This window comes from Clostridium niameyense (genome assembly GCF_001243045.1).
Taxonomy (GTDB): domain Bacteria; phylum Bacillota; class Clostridia; order Clostridiales; family Clostridiaceae; genus Clostridium_F; species Clostridium_F niameyense.
This window is the reverse complement of the sequence record NZ_LN849007.1, coordinates 1,577,402-1,595,929: the sequence shown is the minus strand read 5'-3', so window position 1 is coordinate 1,595,929 and position 18,528 is coordinate 1,577,402. Positions and strand designations below refer to the sequence as shown.

Below are 18,528 nucleotides of genomic sequence, written 5' to 3'. Positions count from 1 at the left end.
GTAAGGAGAAGTACTTTTATGGAAAAGCAAGAAAAAGCAATCAAAGAAGAATTAAGTAATGAAAAATCTTTAAAAGAGATTAAAAGATATGAAAAAGTAAAGAGTTTTTTCGTGCAAATTGCAGATAAGGATGGTCTTCATATAGAGGAGTTAACAGAGGATAGAATAGAAAAATTTTTAAAGTCCCATATAATTAAAAATCCTTATAAAATTTTTGAATTAGAAAAAGAAGAAATAAATGAAATATTAAAGGAAGGTTATAAAGAAGCTGAAAAAGTATACGATTCTATTCAAAACTCAAGAAGATGTCCTTTACACAGGTTTATATATGCTGCGTCTATACCTAAGATAGATAAATCAATATCTCATAATATAGCCTATACTTTTTTTAATTTTGCAGACTTTGTGGTTGATTTAAATAATGGAGCAAGTAGATTAAAAAATATAGATGGGGTTAATAACGAAGTTGTAGATAGTATATATAATAATAAAAAGCTTTTAGGAAACTTATTTATGTATGTGTCTCCTTTAAAGATAAGAAATCCAGATGAAAAAATAAAGGTAGCTATAACAGGATTTTTTTATAAGCCTAATAGTTACTATGAAGAGCTTGTAGAAGATGCTGGTTTTCAATTATGTAATGATGTAGAAGATGATTTAGATTATCTTGTGGCGGGAGATTTATCTAATGCTAATATGATGTCCTTGGCTCATAAGAAAAGAGTAAAAATAATATCTGAAGAACAACTTAGAGAAATTATAGAACAAGATCAATTATTATATTAATACAATAAACTGTGCCAAAATAAAATTTTGACACAGTCTTTTTTACATTTATTAAAATATAATATAGTTTTGTATTTATAAAATTAAAGTTTAAATTTTTCTACTATGGGATATATAGCTAGAGCCATGCTTGAGTTTAAGTTAACACTTCTATTTCATTATAATATAAAAATATTTTAAATAAAATATTATGAATTTATTGCACATATAAGAAAAACATGGTATACTCTATAAATGCTATTAAACGATATATGTTATTAATTGACAATGAATCTGAATTTTTCAACAGAGGGGGAACTATTATGAAAAATTTAAAAGTAAAAAACAAATTGTTTTTAGTAAGTTCAATTATGATGATTTTTATTTTAATAGTTGGCTTTACTGGATTTTATGTTAATAAAAAAATTAATAAATCTATTAAATCTTTATATGATAATAATTTAATTAGTGTACAAGTATTAAATGATACTAGAACTCAAGCAAGAGCAGCAGAAGCCAATTTAGCTAAACTAATACTAGAGGTTAAGGATAAAAATGAACAAGAAAAATTAAAAAGTGATATAAATGAAAGAATAGGTAAATTTAATAAAGACATAGATAAATATAAAAAGGTAGGACTAGATACAGAAGAAGAAAGAAAATTTTTTAATATTATGGAAGAAAATTTAAATAAGTTTAGGGAAGGCAGAGAGATCATATTTAAATTGGTTAATGAGGGAAAAGCAGATTTAGCTGTAGAAAAATTTGAGGAATTAAAACCTATTAATCAAAAATATCAGAGGGCTCTTAGGGATTTATCAAATCATAGTATAAAAGAAGCAGAAGAATTTAAAATAAATAGTGAAAGACAAAGTAACTTGTTAAGTAAGATTATAATAGGAATATCTTTTATTAGTATAATAATAGGAGCAATTATGAATTTTCTATTAGCAAAATCTATAGTGGATCCATTAAATATGGCTGTAAATTATTTAAATAAATTAGCGGAAGGGGATTTTACAAAGGAATTTCCCCATGAACTTTTAAATCAAAAAGACGAAATTGGAAAGCTTAGTTTATCTGTAAATAAAATGTATGTTTCTATAAAAGATATAGTTGAAAATGTATTAGATAAGGCCAATAGTTCAGAGGAATCTGTAAATAAAATAAACGAGGATATAGGTAATTTAAATTTCAAAATACAAAATACTTCAGCAGCTACTCAACAATTATCTGCTAGTATGGAAGAAACAGGTGCATCTGCGGAAGAAATGAGTGCAACTTCGCAGGAAATTGAAAGGGCTGTAGAAAATATATCATTAAAGGCACAAAATGGATCTAACAATGCATCTGAAATATTAAATAAAGCTGAAAAGTTAAAATCAAATACTCTTAAAGAACAGGAAAATGCTATTAGAGTAAAAGAGAACATAGATATTAATTTAAAAAAAGCTATTGAAAAATCAAAAACTATTGAGGAAATAAAGGTTTTATCTGATGCAATATTAGAAATAACATCTCAAACTAATTTACTTGCTTTAAATGCAGCAATTGAGGCAGCCAGAGCTGGAGAATCTGGAAAGGGATTTGCGGTGGTAGCTGATGAAATAAGAAAGTTAGCAGAGGAATCAAGCAAGGCTGTAGTGCAAATTCAAGATACTACCAAAATAGTTATAGAAGCGGTAGAAAATCTTAAATTTAATTCTAATGATGTATTGCAATTTATAGATAAATATGTAGTGAAATCTTATGAAGGTACAGTAGAAGTTTGTGACCAATATAGTAATGATGCATTATATTATAATGATATATCTAATGATTTAAGTGCTACATCAGAAGAACTATTAGCATCTGTAAAAAATATGGTAGAGGTAATAAATAATGTAGCAGAGGCTGCAAATGAAGGGGCTAATGGTACAACTAATATAGCTGAAAATACTGAAGAAGTTGTAGGTGCTAGTGAAAGAATAATGCAATTAACAGAGCTTCTAAGAGAAAATTCTACTAAATTAATAAATAGTGTTGATATGTTTAAAATATAAGTTGTTTTTTAGTAAATCTAAATTATTTTTCATAAAATATAAATCCATGTATTCTATATGTAGATACATGGATTTATATTTTGTTGCAAAATGAGAGGAGATTTATAAATGTATCAAAATGATATTAAATATTCTCATATTGATATAAAAATGTATTTTATTGTATTAAAATGACTTTTATTAGTACTTTAAAGTTGGCATATAAATTGCTGATGCATTATATAGTAAAGTTTTTAGTATTTATAAAATTAATTTATGTTACAAACAAATGGTAAAATGAATGTTACTGAGTTGCGGTGAAGTAGCAATTTGCCAATGTAATCAAATAAATATAATAACCTTTTATTTTATTTCAGAGAAATACTGATGAAGTAAGGGTAAGATTTGAAAATATGTTGGAATACAAACAAAAAGAGTTCTAGATTATCAAGGGAAAGATTTTATATAGAATGAATGCTGAGGAGTGGAATATAAAATGATATCACGATTTGTGATAAAAAGAGTATTTCAAGGAATATTAGTTATATTCTTTTTAAGTATTTTAAGTTTTGCCATAATAAATGCTGCACCAGGAGATCCGGCCACAGCATTATATGGACCTATGGCAGATAGACTAACTAGTGAAGAAAGAGTTAGAATAAATAAAAATTACGGCATTGATAAACCAGTTATAGAGAGATATATAAAATGGTCTACAAATATGTTAAAAGGTGATTTGGGAATTTCTTATTTGGAAGGAAGAAAAGTGACAGATATTTTAAAAGAGAGAGTTCCCAATACGTTAATACTATTTATAAGTTCTATAATGCTTATAACTATATTTTCGTTATCATTAGGACTAAAAGCTGGATTTAATGAAGGATCTTTATTAGATAAATTTGTAAGCGCAATGAGCGTTACATTTTATTCTATACCTACCTTTTGGTTAGGATTAATCTTTATCTTTATATTTTCTGTTCATATGGGTATTTTCCCATCTTCAGGAATTAAATCTATAGATGGACAGGGAGGATTCTTAGATATTTTAAAGCATCTATTTATGCCTGTAGTTGTTACTGTAATAGCCCATGTGTCAGCTTATGCAAGGTTCGTTCAAGAAAAAGTAAAAGAAGAAATAAATAGTGAATATGTTACAGCTGCTATTGCAAATGGAATGGATAAGAAAAAATTAATGAGGGGTATAACTAAAAATGCGTTAATACCGTTTATTAATTATTTAGGAATAACCATACCAAGTTTTTTTGGAGGATCAGTAATGATTGAAACAGTTTTTTCATGGCCAGGACTTGGAATGCTTAGTGTTAAGGCAGCCAATTCTAATGATTATCCTCTTCTTATGGGGACCATATTTATAACAGGAATATTGGTTATTGTAAGTATAATGATTATAGATATATTAGAACTTATATTAAACCCTTCACTTAGAAGGCAGGTGAATTAACTTGAAAAAAAAGACTTATAGAATATGGATAGTAATTTTAGGATTAATTGTATTTATGACTATATTTGCTCCTATTATATCTCCATATGATCCTTATGAAGTAGATCTATTAAATGTACTTCATAGGCCTAATGCTAATCATATAATGGGAACAGATGCTATGGGAAGAGACTTATTTTCAAGGGTTTTATATGGTGGGCGTGTATCATTAAGCGTAGGTGTGTTCTCTGTAGTAATTTCTACATTTATAGGAGTTGTGTATGGAGGAATAAGTGGCTATTGTGGCGGAAAAATTGACAGCGTAATGATGAGAATATTAGATACATTTTTGGCAATACCAACGCTTATTATAATGCTTTCACTACAATCTATAATAAGAGGAGGATTAATAAGTATTATTGTTGTTATTGGATGTACTTTATGGCTATCGACTGCAAGAATTGTTAGATCTCAATTTGGAGGACTTAGAGGTAAGAATTTTGTTAAAGCAGCTATAGTTATGGGAACGCCGAATTGGAAAATACTCACAAAACATCTTTTGAAAAATAGTATACCGTCCATTATTGTAATATCTACTTTAAATTGTACTGAAGCTATTTTTATGGAAGTTTCTATGAGTTTTTTAGGTATAGGAGTTCCTCAGGGAGTACCATCCTGGGGTAATATGTTAAATAATGCGCAAAGTGATATATTATCTGGTTCTTGGTGGATTGCTATTTTCCCAGGAATTGCAATAATATTGTCTATGTTAAGTATAAATTTTATTGGAGATTATTTAAAGAAAAGAACTACCTATGTTTAAATTTAAATTACATTATAAATATGAAAAATACTAGGAGGAGAAAAGATGAAAAGAAAAAAGCTAATAAGTTTATTTGCTAGTTTATTAATTGTTACATCAATGGCTTTATTTGGAGTTGGATGTGGAAACTTAGACAAAAAAGAAGCAAACCAACCTGCTAAACAGGAGCAAAAAGGAAAAACTCTTGTTTTTGGTGCAGAGTTTGAGGATGAAAAATTAAATCCTATTTTATTAGAATCTCATTCACTAACAAATGATTTAATATTTAGAGGACTTATGAGATTTGATGAAAACAACTTACCTAAGCCGGAAATAGCAGAATCTTATACTATTTCTGATGATAAATTAACTTATGACTTTAAAATGAAAAAAGGAATAAAATTCCATGATGGAAAAGAAGTTAAAGCGGAAGACGTTGTATTTACATTAAAGAGTATATTAGATGATAAAGTCAATTCAGAAGTTAAACCTGAATTTACAGAAATAAAAGACGTACAAGCAGTAAATGACCATGAAGTAAAGATAACATTAAAGAATCAATTTCCACCACTTTTAGATAAACTTACAATAGGAATAGTACCCAAACATTGTTTAGAAGGTAAGGATATAAACAATGCGGATTTTAATCAGCATCCAATTGGGGCAGGTCCATTTAAATTTGAAAAATGGGAAAAAGGAAGTAATTTAACACTTGCTAAGTTTAAAGACTATTATGAAAAAACTGGTAACATAGAAAAGTTAGTAATAAAATCTTTAGCGGACTATAATGCTAGAGCAATGCAACTTCAAACAGGAGAGATTGATGTTGCATATATTGAACCAAGCCAAGTAAGTAAAGTAGAAAAACTTGATAATGTAAAAGTATATAAGTTAAAAACAGCTGATTACAGATGTATGATGTACAATATGAGATCTGATTTATTTAAGGATGTTAATCTAAGAAAAGCACTTAATTATTGTATAGACAGAAAAGGTATGGTAAATGGTATATTATTAGGATATGGTTCAGTTGCTTATTCACCATTGCAAATAAATAAGTTTAATGATGAAAAGGTAGAAAAATATTCTTATAATTTAGATAAAGCAAACAAGATGTTAGATGAAGCAGGTTGGAAAAAAGGTTCAGATGGAATAAGAGTAAAAGATGGTAAAAAATTAACGTTTAAAATAACAGCTCCAAAAACTGATGAAGTTAGAGTTAAGATTGCAGAATACTATGCTAACCAATTTAAAAAAGTAGGTGTAGATGCTAAAGCAGAAGCTTTAGATTGGAATGCTATAGAAATACCTAAATGTGATACATTTATACTTGGATGGGGAAGTCCATTTGATGCAGACGATCATACATTTAAGTTATTCCACTCAAGTGAAATAGAAGGTGGAGATAACTATGGTGCATATTCAGATCCTAAGGTAGACAAAGATCTTCAAAAGGCAAGAACTACTTTTGATGAAAATGTAAGAAAAAAATATTATAATGAGTTCCAAGAAGATTTAGCGGCAAATCCACCATATAATTTTGGAGTATATTTAGATGCATTATACGGTGTTAACAAGAGAGTTAGTGGAGTAAAAGAAAAGATATTAGGTCACCATGGTGCAGGATTCCTATGGAATGTGGAACAATGGAACATAAAGTAAAACATTTTTAAATAAAAAATTTAGGATGTGAAATGTTAACATTTCACTCCTCAATTTTTTATTTAAGAAAGCTAGGTGATTTTTTGGAAAATATTTTGGAAATTAGAAATTTAAAAGTAGTATTTAAACAGGATAAGAAAGTTAAAGAAATTTTAAAAAAAATAAATTTATCTATAAAGAGCAACAAAATAACTTGTATAGTAGGACAAAGTGGAAGTGGAAAAAGTATTACTGTAAAATCCATAATAAAAATGCTTCCCCAAAATATATCTATAGAAGAAGGTAGCATAGTCTTTCAAGGAAGAAATTTAAGAACTATGAATTATAATGAAATAAATAAAGTAAGAGGTAGAAAAATATTTTCAATTTTTCAAAATCCAATAAATTGCTTTAATCCATCAATAACTATGGGGAAACAGATATACGATCTTATGTCTAGTAATATAAAAATGGAAAAACAAATGGAAAAACATAAGTTTAAAAAAGATATATCCATTATTATGGAAAAATTAAATTTAGATAATCCTTCTATAATTTTAGAACAATATCCTTTTCAGCTAAGTGGAGGAATGCTTCAAAGAATGATGATAGCTTGTGCTATATTTATAAAACCGGATATTATCATAGCAGATGAGCCAACTACTGCCTTGGATGTTACAACTCAAAAAGAAATCTTAAAACAGTTTAAAATAATACAGGAAGAATTCGGAACTACTGTATTGATGATAACTCATGATTTTGGTGTAGTTGCAGAAATAGCAGATGAAGTATTTGTAATGCAAGATGGTAAGGTAGTAGAAAGTGGAGATGTATTTGAAATATTTGAAAATCCTAAACATGAATATACTTTATCTTTAATTAAAGCTACATTTGATAGAGAGGTAGTAGAAGTATGTTAATGAGAATTATTGATGTATGTAAAAAGTATAATACGAAATTATCTATTATAAAATCAAATAATGAATACATAAATGCTGTAAATAATGTAACATTCTCAGTAGATAAAAATGAAATTATTGGGCTTGTAGGAGAAAGTGGCTGCGGAAAAAGTACTTTATCTAGACTTATAATGAGGCTTGAGAAACCTTCAAAAGGAACTATTGAATATGAAAATAAAAATATATGGAACTATAAAGGAAAAGCTTTAAAAAAATTTAGAAGAGAGTGTCAAATAATATTCCAAGATACTCTAACATCTCTAAACCCTAATTTAAAAATAATAGATTGCTTAATGGAACCTTTAAATAATCATTTTAATATTTCTAAAGGTGATAAAATATTAAAGATTAAGAATATGTTAAAATTTGTGAATTTAAAAGATAGTATTCTCAATAAATATCCTAAGGATATAAGTGGAGGAGAAAGACAAAGAGTAAACATTTGTAGAGCTCTTATTTTGGAGCCTAAATTTTTAATTTGTGATGAAATAACTTCTAGTTTAGATGTATGTACTCAAGCATCTATATTAAATATGATAAAACAATTAAATAATGTTAGTAATACAGGTATTTTATTTATATCTCATGATATAAGTGCAATAAAATATTTATGTTCTAAAATTCTTGTAATGTATAAAGGAGATATAGTAGAGGTTATAGATAATAATGATTCGTTATATAAAATTAAACACGAATATACGAGAAAACTTATGGATTCTATTCCTATAAATAATCCTAATAAACGTAAAATTATTTAATTAAAAAGAAAATATATAGAGACTTTTAGTTTTTAATTAAACTTAGGAATCTATTTTATAAAAATAAATATACTAGAAATAGTTTATAAATATGACTGTATAAATAAATTCAATTAAAAATTCTAAACCTATAACTTTGGGTTATTTCTTTACTTTGTAGAAAATAAACGATACTTTAACATTAAAAAATACAGTCATATTAAAAAAACTCCGTATTGAAACATACGGAGTTTATTTATTATGTATTTTGTCTTTTAGACATTTCAATTTCAAGTTTAGTACTCTTAAGAATTAATAATGTGCCCACAGATGCTAAAAATCCTCCAAGAATTTTTAAATCTTTAATAGATAAATCTTCTGATAAAGATAATGAAAGTGCAGTACAAAATGTAATTAATTCATCTGCATTAAAACAATTAAAAATAATAAACACCTCGTATAATTGCTTTAATTATAATTATGATATTTAAAGAAAATATATTAATGATAATTAAAGGAAAATACAATAATTATTAACTGTTATTTAAAAACTTATCTATAATATCATAATAAAATCATTATACAATATATAGTGAAAAAGAAAATGCGTCATTGTATTTATGTTTTGAGTGTTGGGAGGAGTTTCAATGGCTAAAAGCATAAGATTATTTATAATCTTTACTTTAATAGCACTTTTACTATCTTCATATACAGATAAAATGTTAGATAATAGGGAAGAGTCAGACAGAGTATTTAAGGAATATATAACTCTTTTATATACAGTAAAAACTAAGAAAAATATTAAAAATAAGAGTAATTGTTTAGAGTGCATAGATTCTCATGATAATTTAAAAAAAATTATGACAGAAGAGGCTTATAAAGATTTATGGAAAGATCAATCACCTTTAGTAATAAAAATTTTAGCAGATAGATTTAAATATAGCATTCATGTAGATAATGTAAATATAGAAAAATATAAGAAAAACAGGGATGGTTCAGCCACCTATACTTATAATGTTGGATTAAAGTTATTAGAGGATAATATAAATGTAAAACAAAAAAAATTAAGAGGAAAAGTTACTTTGAAAAAAATAAATTTTCGATGGAAAGTTATAAAAGAAACTCAATGTAACTTAGAACAAGTTTTAGAAAAATAGCATTTGCATAAAGCAAATGCTATTTTTAATAAGTACTAATATCTTTTTTTACTTCCTTTTTACAATAAAAATATGAGCAAAGTTTTCTAGATATTATAATTACTAAAAGTACTAATACAGACATTAATGCTGTAATTCCTCCAGGAGAGCAGTTTAGAATATAGGATAAAAATAAAGACGTAATAACATCAAATATACTTATTAATATAGAGTAAATTAAAGTAGTTTTAAATCCTTTTTTAAATTGAAGAGCAGTGGCCACAGGTAGTGCAATTAAAGAGCTTAAAACTAAAACGCCCACAGTTTTTATTGAAATAGATATAGTTGCAGCTACTAATAAAGCAAAAATATAATTTATAAAGGTTACATTAACTTTAGCAACTTTAGCACCTTCCTCATCAAAGGATATGTATAATAACTGATTGTGTAGAAATGCTAATAAAAAACAAGAAATTATACTTAGAATAAATACGGTTATAAGTTCACTTTTAGATACTGTAAGCACACTTCCAAATAAGAAAGAATTTATGTTTCCAGGAGCTTTACCAGAACTTATTAGGGTTACAGCAATACCTACACTAAGAGAAAGTACTATAGATAAAATAAGTTCTGCGTATTTTTTATAATAATTTCTTAAAAACTCTATTAGAACACCTGCTATAGAAGTAAAAATAAAAGAGGTTAGTATAGGATTATGATTTAAGGTTAAACCTAAAGCAATTCCAGCTAAAGAACTATGAGATAGAGTATCACCTATCATAGAATATCTTCTAAGCACAAGGTAAATTCCTATAGTAGGACATAAAATAGATATAAATAAAGAAATAATTAAAGCACTTTTCATAAAACTATAACTTAACATTAAATCACCTCTTTGTTATTTTTTATATAATCTTCTTTTAAATATAAATTCCCTTTACCATTTTCCATTTTAAATATATGGGTAGAATTATAATAAGCTGCAGAAATATTATGTTCTATGGATAAAATAGTTAAATGTTGGGTAATATTTAAATGATTTATTAGTTTATAAATTTCTTTTTGACTGTTTAAATCTATACCTGTAGAAGGTTCATCTAATATTAAAAGTTTGGGATTGCCCATTAAAGCTCTAGCTATAAATATTTTTTGTCTTTGTCCTCCAGATAAATTTCCTATAAGGTTATTTTTATAAGGAAGCATATTAACCTTTTCTAAGCTCTTGTTTATAAGAGATTTATCTTTTAACTTTAAAACTTTTCTATGACAGTTTAAGACTTCCTCTACAGTTATAGGAAAATCACCATTGAAATTATCAAATTTTTGAGGTACATAACCTATATTATTTGTATTTAAAGTAATATCACCTTCTAAGGGTTTTAAAAATCCTAGTATAAGCTTTATTAAAGTACTTTTACCAGAACCATTTTGCCCCAGTATAGATATGTAATCTCCTTTGTTTATTTTTAAATTTATATTTTCTAGAATATAAGGACTTCTTTTGTTATAAGAAAAATATAAATTATTTATTACAATCATAAAAAACCTCCTAGCTAACTTAATTATATTGACAAAATTTAAAATTGTATTTATATTATACATGTAAACGCAAATAATTTGCAACAAATTTCAAGGAGTGATATTTTGAAAAAGTTTATAAGTTTCATTCTAATTCTAACCAGTTTTACTATATTTATATCTTGTAGTAACAATAAAAAAAATAATGAGGAAGTATTAAATAATAATTCTAAAATAAAAGTAGTGGTATCTTTTAATCCTATGAAGGAACTTGTAGAGGCTATAGGAGGAGATAAAGTTGAAATTACTACTATGATACCTAAAGGAGCAGAACCTCATGATTTTGAACCTAAAATAAAGGATATGGAAGTATTATCTAAAAGTCAAGTTTTTGTTTATAACGGTTTAGGTATGGAAGGATGGGTTTCAAAAGTTTTAGGCAATATAGATAAAGAAAATATAGAAATAGTAGAAGCTTCTAAAGGAGTGAATCCTATAGAAAATATATCTAAAGATGAAATAAAAGATCATGGTAAGTATGATCCACATACATGGCTTAGTCTTAAGGCTGCCTTAAAATCTTCGGAAAATATAAAGAATGCCTTAGTAAAAGTAGATAGTAAAAATAAAAGTTATTATGAAGAGAATTTTAATAAATTTCAAAAAGAAATAAATTCTTTGTATAATGATTATAATGAAAAATTCGCTAAATTAGAAAATAAACATTTTGTTACTGGTCATGCTGCTTTTGGTTATCTTTGTAGGGAATTTGACTTGAAGCAAAATAGTGTGGAGGATGTTTTTGCAGAAGGTGAACCTTCTGCTAAGAAAATGAAAGAATTAGTAGATTATTGCAAAAAAAATAATATAAAAACTATATTTGTAGAAGAAAATATAAGTCCAGAGGTTTCTAAGACATTAGCTAAAGAAGTAGGAGCAAAGGTAGTAAAGATTTATACTTTAGAAAACAAACAAGATGGGAAAAATTATATAGAATCTATGAAGTATAATTTAGAAAAAATCTATGAAAGTTTAAAGTAAAATATTAAAAGTTATGAGAAAAATTCTGTTGAGTATATATTAGTTTAATTTTCAAATCATTGACAAATAAGTTTGTGAGTGCTAATCTTAACGTAACGAGTGTTATGTATAGAAGGTGTATGTAATTGCATTCTACTGAGATTTCAACTAAAGAAAAAATTATAGAAGCAGGCAAATATGAGTTTTTAGAAAAGGGATATGAAAAAGCATCATTAAGAAATATTTGCTCTAAGGCTAAGGTAACAACTGGTGCTCTTTATTTTTCTTTTAAAAATAAGTCTGATTTGTTCAATAATATAGTTAAAGTAACAGTTACAGAGCTAAATTTATTGATACAACATATGGTTCAGTTAGAACTTAAAGATATAAGTACTGGATGTGAAAACGAAGCAAAGCTAATGAGATTTCTTTGGGAGCATAGGGATGAGGTGTTGATTTTATTAAATAAATCTGAAGGAACACCATATGAAAAGTGCAAAGAAACTTTTACTAAGCAAATAGAAAGTGCTTTTACTTTATTTTTTCAAAAATCTAATATTCCTATTGATGTTGATTTAATACATATATTGGTATGTATGAAGATTGAAGGTTATATTGAAATTTTATCAGGAGTATATACTATGGAAAAATCAGTGCAGTTAGCTACTCTTATGGGCAGTTATTCTGAATATGGTTTTGAAAAGTTAATAGAAGAAATTAAAGAAATGTGAAGTCTAAGGAATTTGTCCTTAGACTTTTTTACATAACAAAACATAACAATCGTTATTTATAATTAGGAGGTAAATTATGAAAAAACAAAAAACAAATTATGGTAACTGGGTTTCTGTTAATATTATGTCTCTTCTTTGGAGTATTTCAGGTATTTTTCTTATTGTTTGGATTTGTAACAGGCTATATTGGGGAAATTTAATTATTGAAATCATATTTGGTATTTTATTTTTAATAGCAACCATAATATGTATTTATATGCAAATATGTCAATATATTTTTTCTTTTAATGGGGGTAGGCTCATGGAAAAATTCTATAATGTTTTAATTAAAACATTAAAATGGTCAGGGAGTGGAACACTTATAGATATTGGTTGTGGGGCAGGTGCTCTTAGCATAAAATGCGCAAAATATTTTTCTAACTCTTCAATTATAGGTATAGATTATTGGGGAAAGGAATGGAATTATGCAAAAGAACAATGTGAAAATAATGCAAGGACAGAGGGAGTTTCAAAACAAATAGTTTTTCAAAATGGTGATGCAGCAAAATTGGATTTTCCATCTGAATACTTTGAAGCTGCGGTAAGCAACTTTGTTTTTCATGAGGTACGTACTCAATCTGATAAAAGGGCAGTGGTAAAAGAAGCTCTACGAGTTGTAAAGAAGGGTGGTGCTTTTGCTTTCCATGATTTATTTGAACAGAAACATTTATATGGTGATATAGGAAATTTTTTAGAAGAATTAAAACAAAATGGAATTGCTGAAATACATTATATTCCTCATACTGAATCACTAGAATTTATTCCATTATTTTGTAAGGCCCCATGGATGTTAAAAAACATGGGATTGATATATGGAATAAAATAAAGCTTTTATGACAAGAGTTTAAAAAGTTAAAATATGAATATGAAATGGAAAAGAGGTATAACTTTTTAAAAAAGTTATACCTCTTACCAATAATTTTAAATATACTACGGATTATTTAAGAAACTCTATTTAATTTGATATATTTTCATTTTTAATTAAATTGTCATTCTTTGATGAAACCAAATATCTTTTTATAAAGAATATACATACTAAAGATAGAACACCTAATAGTATTTCTAAAGCACTTGTACCATAAACTAGTAGCTTCCTAGCAACTGCATAGAGCATAACTTCCATAATACTGTTAGGCGTATGTTTTACAAGCATTAAAGCCATTTCTAAGCCTATAACTAATAATAATATATGGGATAAAAATTTTTGAAACATATCATAAGATGAAACTGCTGACAAGGAAAAAATCTGAATTATAAAATCAATTAGATCCTTAGAACCTAATATAACGGAAATGATTATGATAATAGCAAGTATAATTTCAACCCACATTACTACAGAAATTATCTTAGATTTAAAATTTTCTAAATAATTATTTGAATTTTTCATATATAATTAACTCTCCTTGAATGATTTTCAATCGAAAACGGTTATTAATACCTCTTAATATATTATACAATAGAATTTAATGAAATATCAAGAATTATATTAAAAATATTCGTTAACCAAAATATGAATATATGTTGACAATGCTTATTCTAATGCCTTAAAATTAATATAGAATTTTATTTTTGGAGGATAAAAATGAAAGCATTAACATCGAAAGAAATAACAAGAGTAGGATTATTTACAGCTTTAACTGCAGTAGGTGCATTTATTCCAGCTATACCTATAGGCCCAGTGCCTATAACACTTCAAACTTTATTTACAGCATTAGCTGGAACAATTATGGGGGCAAGGCTTGGAATGTGGTCTCAAATTATATATGTATTATTAGGAATAATAGGATTACCTATATTTTCTGGGTTTAAAGGAGGAGCATCTTCTATATTAATGCCTAGTTTTGGATATTTGATAGGTTTTATTTTAGGAACATATGTAACAGGATTGTATATACAAAATAGAAAAAATAAAAATTTTATAAATATATTTATATCAGTATTATTAGGATATGCTGTAATATACTTAGTAGGGTTACCTTATATGTATATAATATTAAATAAGGTTATGAGGGCTCCAATTTCTATGATAATGGCTATAAAAACAGGTCTACTAGTATTTATTCCAGGAGATTTAATTAAAGCTATTATAGTATCTATTATGGTAAATAAAATATTTTCAAAAGTTAACTTTAAAATTGAAAATTAAAAATGGGGTAGAAAACAATGAAAAAAGTATTTGTAAGACCACATCATTTATTATGTATACAAGGGTTTCAAGGTTATGGATATAGTGATGAATTTACTAAAAATATGAGAGATATTATAGATTCTATAAATTTAAAGGATAATAAAGTTTATTTACAGATAGTAATTTCTTGCGATGATATATGTAAAAAATGTCCTAATAATCGAAACCATAAATGTGTTTGTGAAGATGTAAATATTATGGACAAAAAAGTTATGGATGAACTTAAATTAAAGGAAGGAAAAATTTTAGAATCAGTGGGAACAGAAGTATTTTCTAAGGTAAATGAAAGACTTAAAAATAATATAAAATGTAAATATATATGTGGTAAATGTTCTTGGCATAATGTGTGCCTTTGGTTTAATGATGCATGTAAATTATAAATAAATATTTTAGTTAAAAGAAGCAACTGTAGCTTCTTTTTTATTATCGATTAATGGAATAATATGGTATAATGTAAAATGTGTAAAGCATTACATGGAGATTTTTAACAGGGACAGAATTTCACCAGTATAAAATGTAAAAAATATATGTATTAATAAAAAGGGGGAGCAATTTATCTGATATGGAATATGAAAAAATGAATAAAGAAGAATTAATATATGAACTGAGAAGTAGGGATAAAATAATAGAAAAAATAAAATATTGGGCTGGAATAGATTCTCTTACTAAAGTTTTTAATAGAAGATATGGTTTAAAATTATTGGAAGATAAAGTTAAAATTGCAAAATTAAATAATAGCTTTTTAACTATAGGTTTTATTGATGTAAATAAGCTAAAATGTATAAATGATAAATATGGACATAATGAAGGGGATAAAGTTCTTTCCCTAGTAGGAGAAGTTATAAAGAAAAATATGAAAAAAGAAGATTTTATATTTAGATTTGGTGGAGATGAATTTGTAATGGTTTTTTTAGGAAAGGATTTAAATATTACTAAGGTACTATATAATATTATGGATAATAAATTAAAGGAACAAACATTAAGTTATAAGTATGAAGTAAGTTTAAGTGTTGGCTTTGCTCAATTAGAAAAGAAATGCCTTTCTTGTAGTGATTTAATATGTGTTGCAGATCAAAATATGTATAAAAATAAATATGATAATGTCATGTGTTAATATATTTGTTATAATATTACTAAAGTGTTTAGTGTATACACAATGCTTAAGTATATCCAAAATATAACACGGATTTTGTAATTAAATATTAATATTAGGTAAGGAATGAAAATATAATGAAAATAACAAACAAAATAAAGGAACTGAGCAAATCAGACATTAAAATTATTATATTAACCATATTAGTTATTATTTTTATGCTTATTCCAGGAAGGTATATAAGGCAAGATGTAATTCATGGAAAAATAATAGAGGAAGTAGGAAATGAAAATAAGTCAGTTCAAATGTCTAGGAATAAAGTAAAAGTTAAAATACTAAATGGAGATTTTAAAAATAAAATCCTTGTTATGGATAACTTGATCAATGATAAGACTTATCATCAAACTTCTGCACATAAAGGTAATGAAGTTCTAGTTAATATAGATAAGGATAATAAAAATAACATAAAAAAGGCTTATATATATGAAATAGTTAGATATAAATATTTAACTATTATAATCCTTTTATTTTTATCACTTTTAGCTATAATGGGAGGAATGCAAGGAGTTAGATCAATTTTAGCACTTTTAATAACAGGCTATGCAGTTTTAAAAGTACTTATACCTTTAATAATGAAAGGCTTTAGTCCTATATTTTCTTCTATAGTAATATGTATAGGTGTAAGTATTTTAAACTTATTAATAATAAGTGGTAGAAATAAAAAGAGTCTAGCAGCTATTATAGGCACTTTAGGTGGGGTTATGATAGCGGGGGGAATAGCACTTTTCAGTAGCTATGTTCTTCAAATTATAGGTTTTGGTGATGAACAGGCAGAGATGCTTATATATATAACTCAAAATCCTAAATTTAATTTTAAAGGTCTATTGTTTGCGGGAATACTTATGGGCGCACTAGGAGCTGTAATGGATATAAGTATGTCAATATCATCTTCTATGAAAGAGATTAAAATAAATAATCCTAATATGACTAAGTCCCAATTAATGAAGGCTGGTATGAATGTTGGAAGGGATATTATGGGAACCATGGCTAATACTTTAATATTAGCTTATGCAGGAGGGGCTATGTACACTTTAATGTTTATATCTTCATATAATTTGCCTTTTGCAAGAATGTTAAATCAAGATGTCATGGCAGCAGAAGTACTACAAGCTTTATGTGGTAGCATAGGACTTGCATTTACTATACCTATAACTACTTTAGCAGTAGGACTTATAGGAGTAGATGAAGAATAAAATTTTAAATAAATTATAAAAAGAGTTTTCTTTAAATAATTAGGAGAAAACTCTTTTAGTTATATTGAAAATTTAATAATATTCCTAACATATTTAAAAATTAAATTGTATATTTAGTTCTTCTTTTTACTACTATCAAGAGTAGTACCAATAGCAATTCCAATACTCAGTCCTATACACATTCCTATTGAAAAGTTTTTAAAAAGAACATAACCTAAGGATCCCCCTATACACATCCCTAGGCAGATGCCAATGGCTAAGTTATCACTGTTATCTATATCTTCAGGATCGTTATCTTCTATATCATTTGATGATTCAATGATTTCATCTGTTTTTCTGTCTTTCATATTAAATCCCTCCACTAAATATAAGATTATATACTGATTATAGCATACACTTTAATAAGGAGAATCATTATTAAAGATAAAAAGATATATTGTTAACCATATAAAATATTTTGATTTACAAAGTAAATTTATTAGTGTATTATAGAATAAAAATCAAATGAAAAATTAGGAGGAATTAATATTGAAAGTTAAAAATGTAATTTTAGTATCTTTATTTGCAGCATTAACAGCTATAGGAGCTTTTATTAAAATTCCTATACCTTATGTACCTTTTACTTTGCAATTTATGTTTTGTGCATTATCCGCTATACTTTTAGGAGGAAGAATGGGAGCTTTATCTCAATTAGTATATGTAATTACAGGACTAATAGGAATACCTATATTCACTGAGGGTGGTGGATTTTCATACATATTTAAACCTACTTTTGGATTTTTAATAGGATTTATAGTAGCAGCTTATTTCATGGGAAAAATTACAGAAAGAGTAAAAAAGATTATAGTGATAAAGATATTTTTAATTGTATTCTTAGGGTTGATAATTGTGGATGTTCTAGGTCTTATACATATGTATCTTATCTATAATGTATTTTCTTCTCAGGTCAAAAATATAAAGTGGATAATTTATTATGGGTTTATTTTAGGATTTCCAGAAGATTTAGTTTTAACACTAATAACGTCTATAGTTGCAGCAAGGGTATATCCCGTACTTGAAAAAATTGGTTTTAATACTAATAAAACTATAGCTAATTAATAGTAAAAATTGTGATTTAACAATATAATATTTTAATTTAATATTAATTAGACAATAATCTATTTAATTAAGATATATAAAATATA

21 protein-coding genes are annotated in these 18,528 nt (G+C 26.3%); 16 read left to right on the top strand and 5 right to left on the bottom strand.

Annotated features, from left to right (window positions below; genetic code table 11):
- Positions 1–18 precede the first annotated feature (18 nt).
- From BN1711_RS08530 to BN1711_RS08500, 7 genes are all read left to right on the top strand, one after another.
- Complete coding sequence (locus BN1711_RS08530; protein ID WP_050607732.1) at positions 19–786, top strand: NAD-dependent DNA ligase LigA; 768 nt, start codon at positions 19–21, stop codon at positions 784–786.
- Positions 787–1,088: 302 nt separating this feature from the next.
- Positions 1,089–2,807, top strand: a complete 1,719-nt coding sequence (locus BN1711_RS08525) for a methyl-accepting chemotaxis protein (RefSeq protein WP_050607731.1) — start codon at positions 1,089–1,091, stop codon at positions 2,805–2,807.
- 475 nt (positions 2,808–3,282) lie between these two features.
- Positions 3,283–4,248 carry an ABC transporter permease subunit gene (locus tag BN1711_RS08520; RefSeq protein WP_050607730.1) on the top strand — a complete coding sequence of 322 codons (966 nt, stop codon included), beginning with the start codon at positions 3,283–3,285 and terminating at the stop codon, positions 4,246–4,248.
- A gap of 1 nt (position 4,249) precedes the next feature.
- The gene (locus BN1711_RS08515; protein ID WP_050607729.1) at positions 4,250–5,050 is read left to right on the top strand and encodes an ABC transporter permease; all 801 of its coding nucleotides are present in this window, start codon (positions 4,250–4,252) and stop codon (positions 5,048–5,050) included.
- Between the two features lie 45 nt (positions 5,051–5,095).
- On the top strand, positions 5,096–6,691 hold the full coding sequence (locus tag BN1711_RS08510; protein WP_050607728.1) for an ABC transporter substrate-binding protein: 1,596 nt from the start codon (positions 5,096–5,098) through the stop codon (positions 6,689–6,691).
- A 95-nt stretch (positions 6,692–6,786) separates the two neighbouring features.
- On the top strand, positions 6,787–7,590 hold the full coding sequence (locus tag BN1711_RS08505) for an ABC transporter ATP-binding protein (protein WP_243128240.1): 804 nt from the start codon (positions 6,787–6,789) through the stop codon (positions 7,588–7,590).
- The gene (locus BN1711_RS08500) at positions 7,584–8,387 is read left to right on the top strand and encodes an ABC transporter ATP-binding protein (RefSeq protein WP_050607727.1); all 804 of its coding nucleotides are present in this window, start codon (positions 7,584–7,586) and stop codon (positions 8,385–8,387) included. The genes BN1711_RS08505 and BN1711_RS08500 overlap by 7 nt, the downstream gene beginning before the upstream one ends.
- 238 nt (positions 8,388–8,625) lie before the next feature.
- On the opposite strand, the gene BN1711_RS12435 is transcribed toward BN1711_RS08500, so the two are convergent.
- The gene (locus tag BN1711_RS12435) at positions 8,626–8,820 is read right to left on the bottom strand and encodes a hypothetical protein (protein ID WP_129582151.1); all 195 of its coding nucleotides are present in this window, start codon (positions 8,818–8,820) and stop codon (positions 8,626–8,628) included.
- Positions 8,821–9,013: 193 nt separating this feature from the next.
- Here BN1711_RS12435 and BN1711_RS08495 point away from each other — a divergent pair, with 193 nt between their 5' ends.
- A complete protein-coding gene (locus tag BN1711_RS08495; RefSeq protein ID WP_050607726.1) occupies positions 9,014–9,523 on the top strand; it encodes a hypothetical protein in 510 nt (169 codons plus the stop codon).
- Between the two features lie 25 nt (positions 9,524–9,548).
- Here the strand turns inward: BN1711_RS08495 and BN1711_RS08490 are convergent, their stop codons facing one another.
- Positions 9,549–10,385, bottom strand: coding sequence for a metal ABC transporter permease (locus BN1711_RS08490; RefSeq protein ID WP_050607725.1), 837 nt, complete (start codon positions 10,383–10,385; stop codon positions 9,549–9,551).
- The gene (locus BN1711_RS08485; RefSeq protein ID WP_050607724.1) at positions 10,385–11,041 is read right to left on the bottom strand and encodes a metal ABC transporter ATP-binding protein; all 657 of its coding nucleotides are present in this window, start codon (positions 11,039–11,041) and stop codon (positions 10,385–10,387) included. Before BN1711_RS08485 ends, BN1711_RS08490 begins: the two co-directional genes overlap by 1 nt.
- A gap of 105 nt (positions 11,042–11,146) precedes the next feature.
- Here BN1711_RS08485 and BN1711_RS08480 point away from each other — a divergent pair, with 105 nt between their 5' ends.
- The 3 genes from BN1711_RS08480 (at position 11,147) to BN1711_RS08470 (ending at position 13,636) form a co-directional block, all read left to right on the top strand.
- Positions 11,147–12,061: a metal ABC transporter substrate-binding protein gene (locus BN1711_RS08480; protein WP_082174089.1), complete on the top strand. Its 915-nt coding sequence runs from the start codon at positions 11,147–11,149 to the stop codon at positions 12,059–12,061.
- 125 nt (positions 12,062–12,186) lie between these two features.
- Positions 12,187–12,771 carry a TetR/AcrR family transcriptional regulator gene (locus BN1711_RS08475; protein WP_050607723.1) on the top strand — a complete coding sequence of 195 codons (585 nt, stop codon included), beginning with the start codon at positions 12,187–12,189 and terminating at the stop codon, positions 12,769–12,771.
- Between the two features lie 76 nt (positions 12,772–12,847).
- Positions 12,848–13,636 carry a methyltransferase domain-containing protein gene (locus BN1711_RS08470; protein WP_050607722.1) on the top strand — a complete coding sequence of 263 codons (789 nt, stop codon included), beginning with the start codon at positions 12,848–12,850 and terminating at the stop codon, positions 13,634–13,636.
- A gap of 129 nt (positions 13,637–13,765) precedes the next feature.
- Here BN1711_RS08470 and BN1711_RS08465 read toward each other — a convergent pair whose 3' ends face one another.
- Positions 13,766–14,197, bottom strand: a complete 432-nt coding sequence (locus BN1711_RS08465; RefSeq protein ID WP_050607721.1) for a hypothetical protein — start codon at positions 14,195–14,197, stop codon at positions 13,766–13,768.
- 195 nt (positions 14,198–14,392) lie between these two features.
- Here BN1711_RS08465 and BN1711_RS08460 point away from each other — a divergent pair, with 195 nt between their 5' ends.
- From BN1711_RS08460 to BN1711_RS08445, 4 genes are all read left to right on the top strand, one after another.
- On the top strand, positions 14,393–14,956 hold the full coding sequence (locus tag BN1711_RS08460) for a biotin transporter BioY (protein WP_050607720.1): 564 nt from the start codon (positions 14,393–14,395) through the stop codon (positions 14,954–14,956).
- 17 nt (positions 14,957–14,973) lie between these two features.
- On the top strand, positions 14,974–15,378 hold the full coding sequence (locus tag BN1711_RS08455) for a DUF1284 domain-containing protein (protein ID WP_050607719.1): 405 nt from the start codon (positions 14,974–14,976) through the stop codon (positions 15,376–15,378).
- 182 nt (positions 15,379–15,560) lie between these two features.
- Positions 15,561–16,112, top strand: a complete 552-nt coding sequence (locus BN1711_RS08450) for a GGDEF domain-containing protein (protein ID WP_050607718.1) — start codon at positions 15,561–15,563, stop codon at positions 16,110–16,112.
- A 116-nt stretch (positions 16,113–16,228) separates the two neighbouring features.
- Positions 16,229–17,344, top strand: coding sequence for a YibE/F family protein (locus tag BN1711_RS08445; protein WP_050607717.1), 1,116 nt, complete (start codon positions 16,229–16,231; stop codon positions 17,342–17,344).
- Between the two features lie 113 nt (positions 17,345–17,457).
- Here the strand turns inward: BN1711_RS08445 and BN1711_RS08440 are convergent, their stop codons facing one another.
- Positions 17,458–17,691, bottom strand: a complete 234-nt coding sequence (locus BN1711_RS08440; protein WP_050607716.1) for a glycine zipper domain-containing protein — start codon at positions 17,689–17,691, stop codon at positions 17,458–17,460.
- A gap of 181 nt (positions 17,692–17,872) precedes the next feature.
- Between BN1711_RS08440 and BN1711_RS08435 the strand changes: the two genes are divergently transcribed.
- A complete protein-coding gene (locus tag BN1711_RS08435; RefSeq protein WP_050607715.1) occupies positions 17,873–18,442 on the top strand; it encodes a biotin transporter BioY in 570 nt (189 codons plus the stop codon).
- The last annotated feature ends 86 nt before the right edge of the window (positions 18,443–18,528 follow it).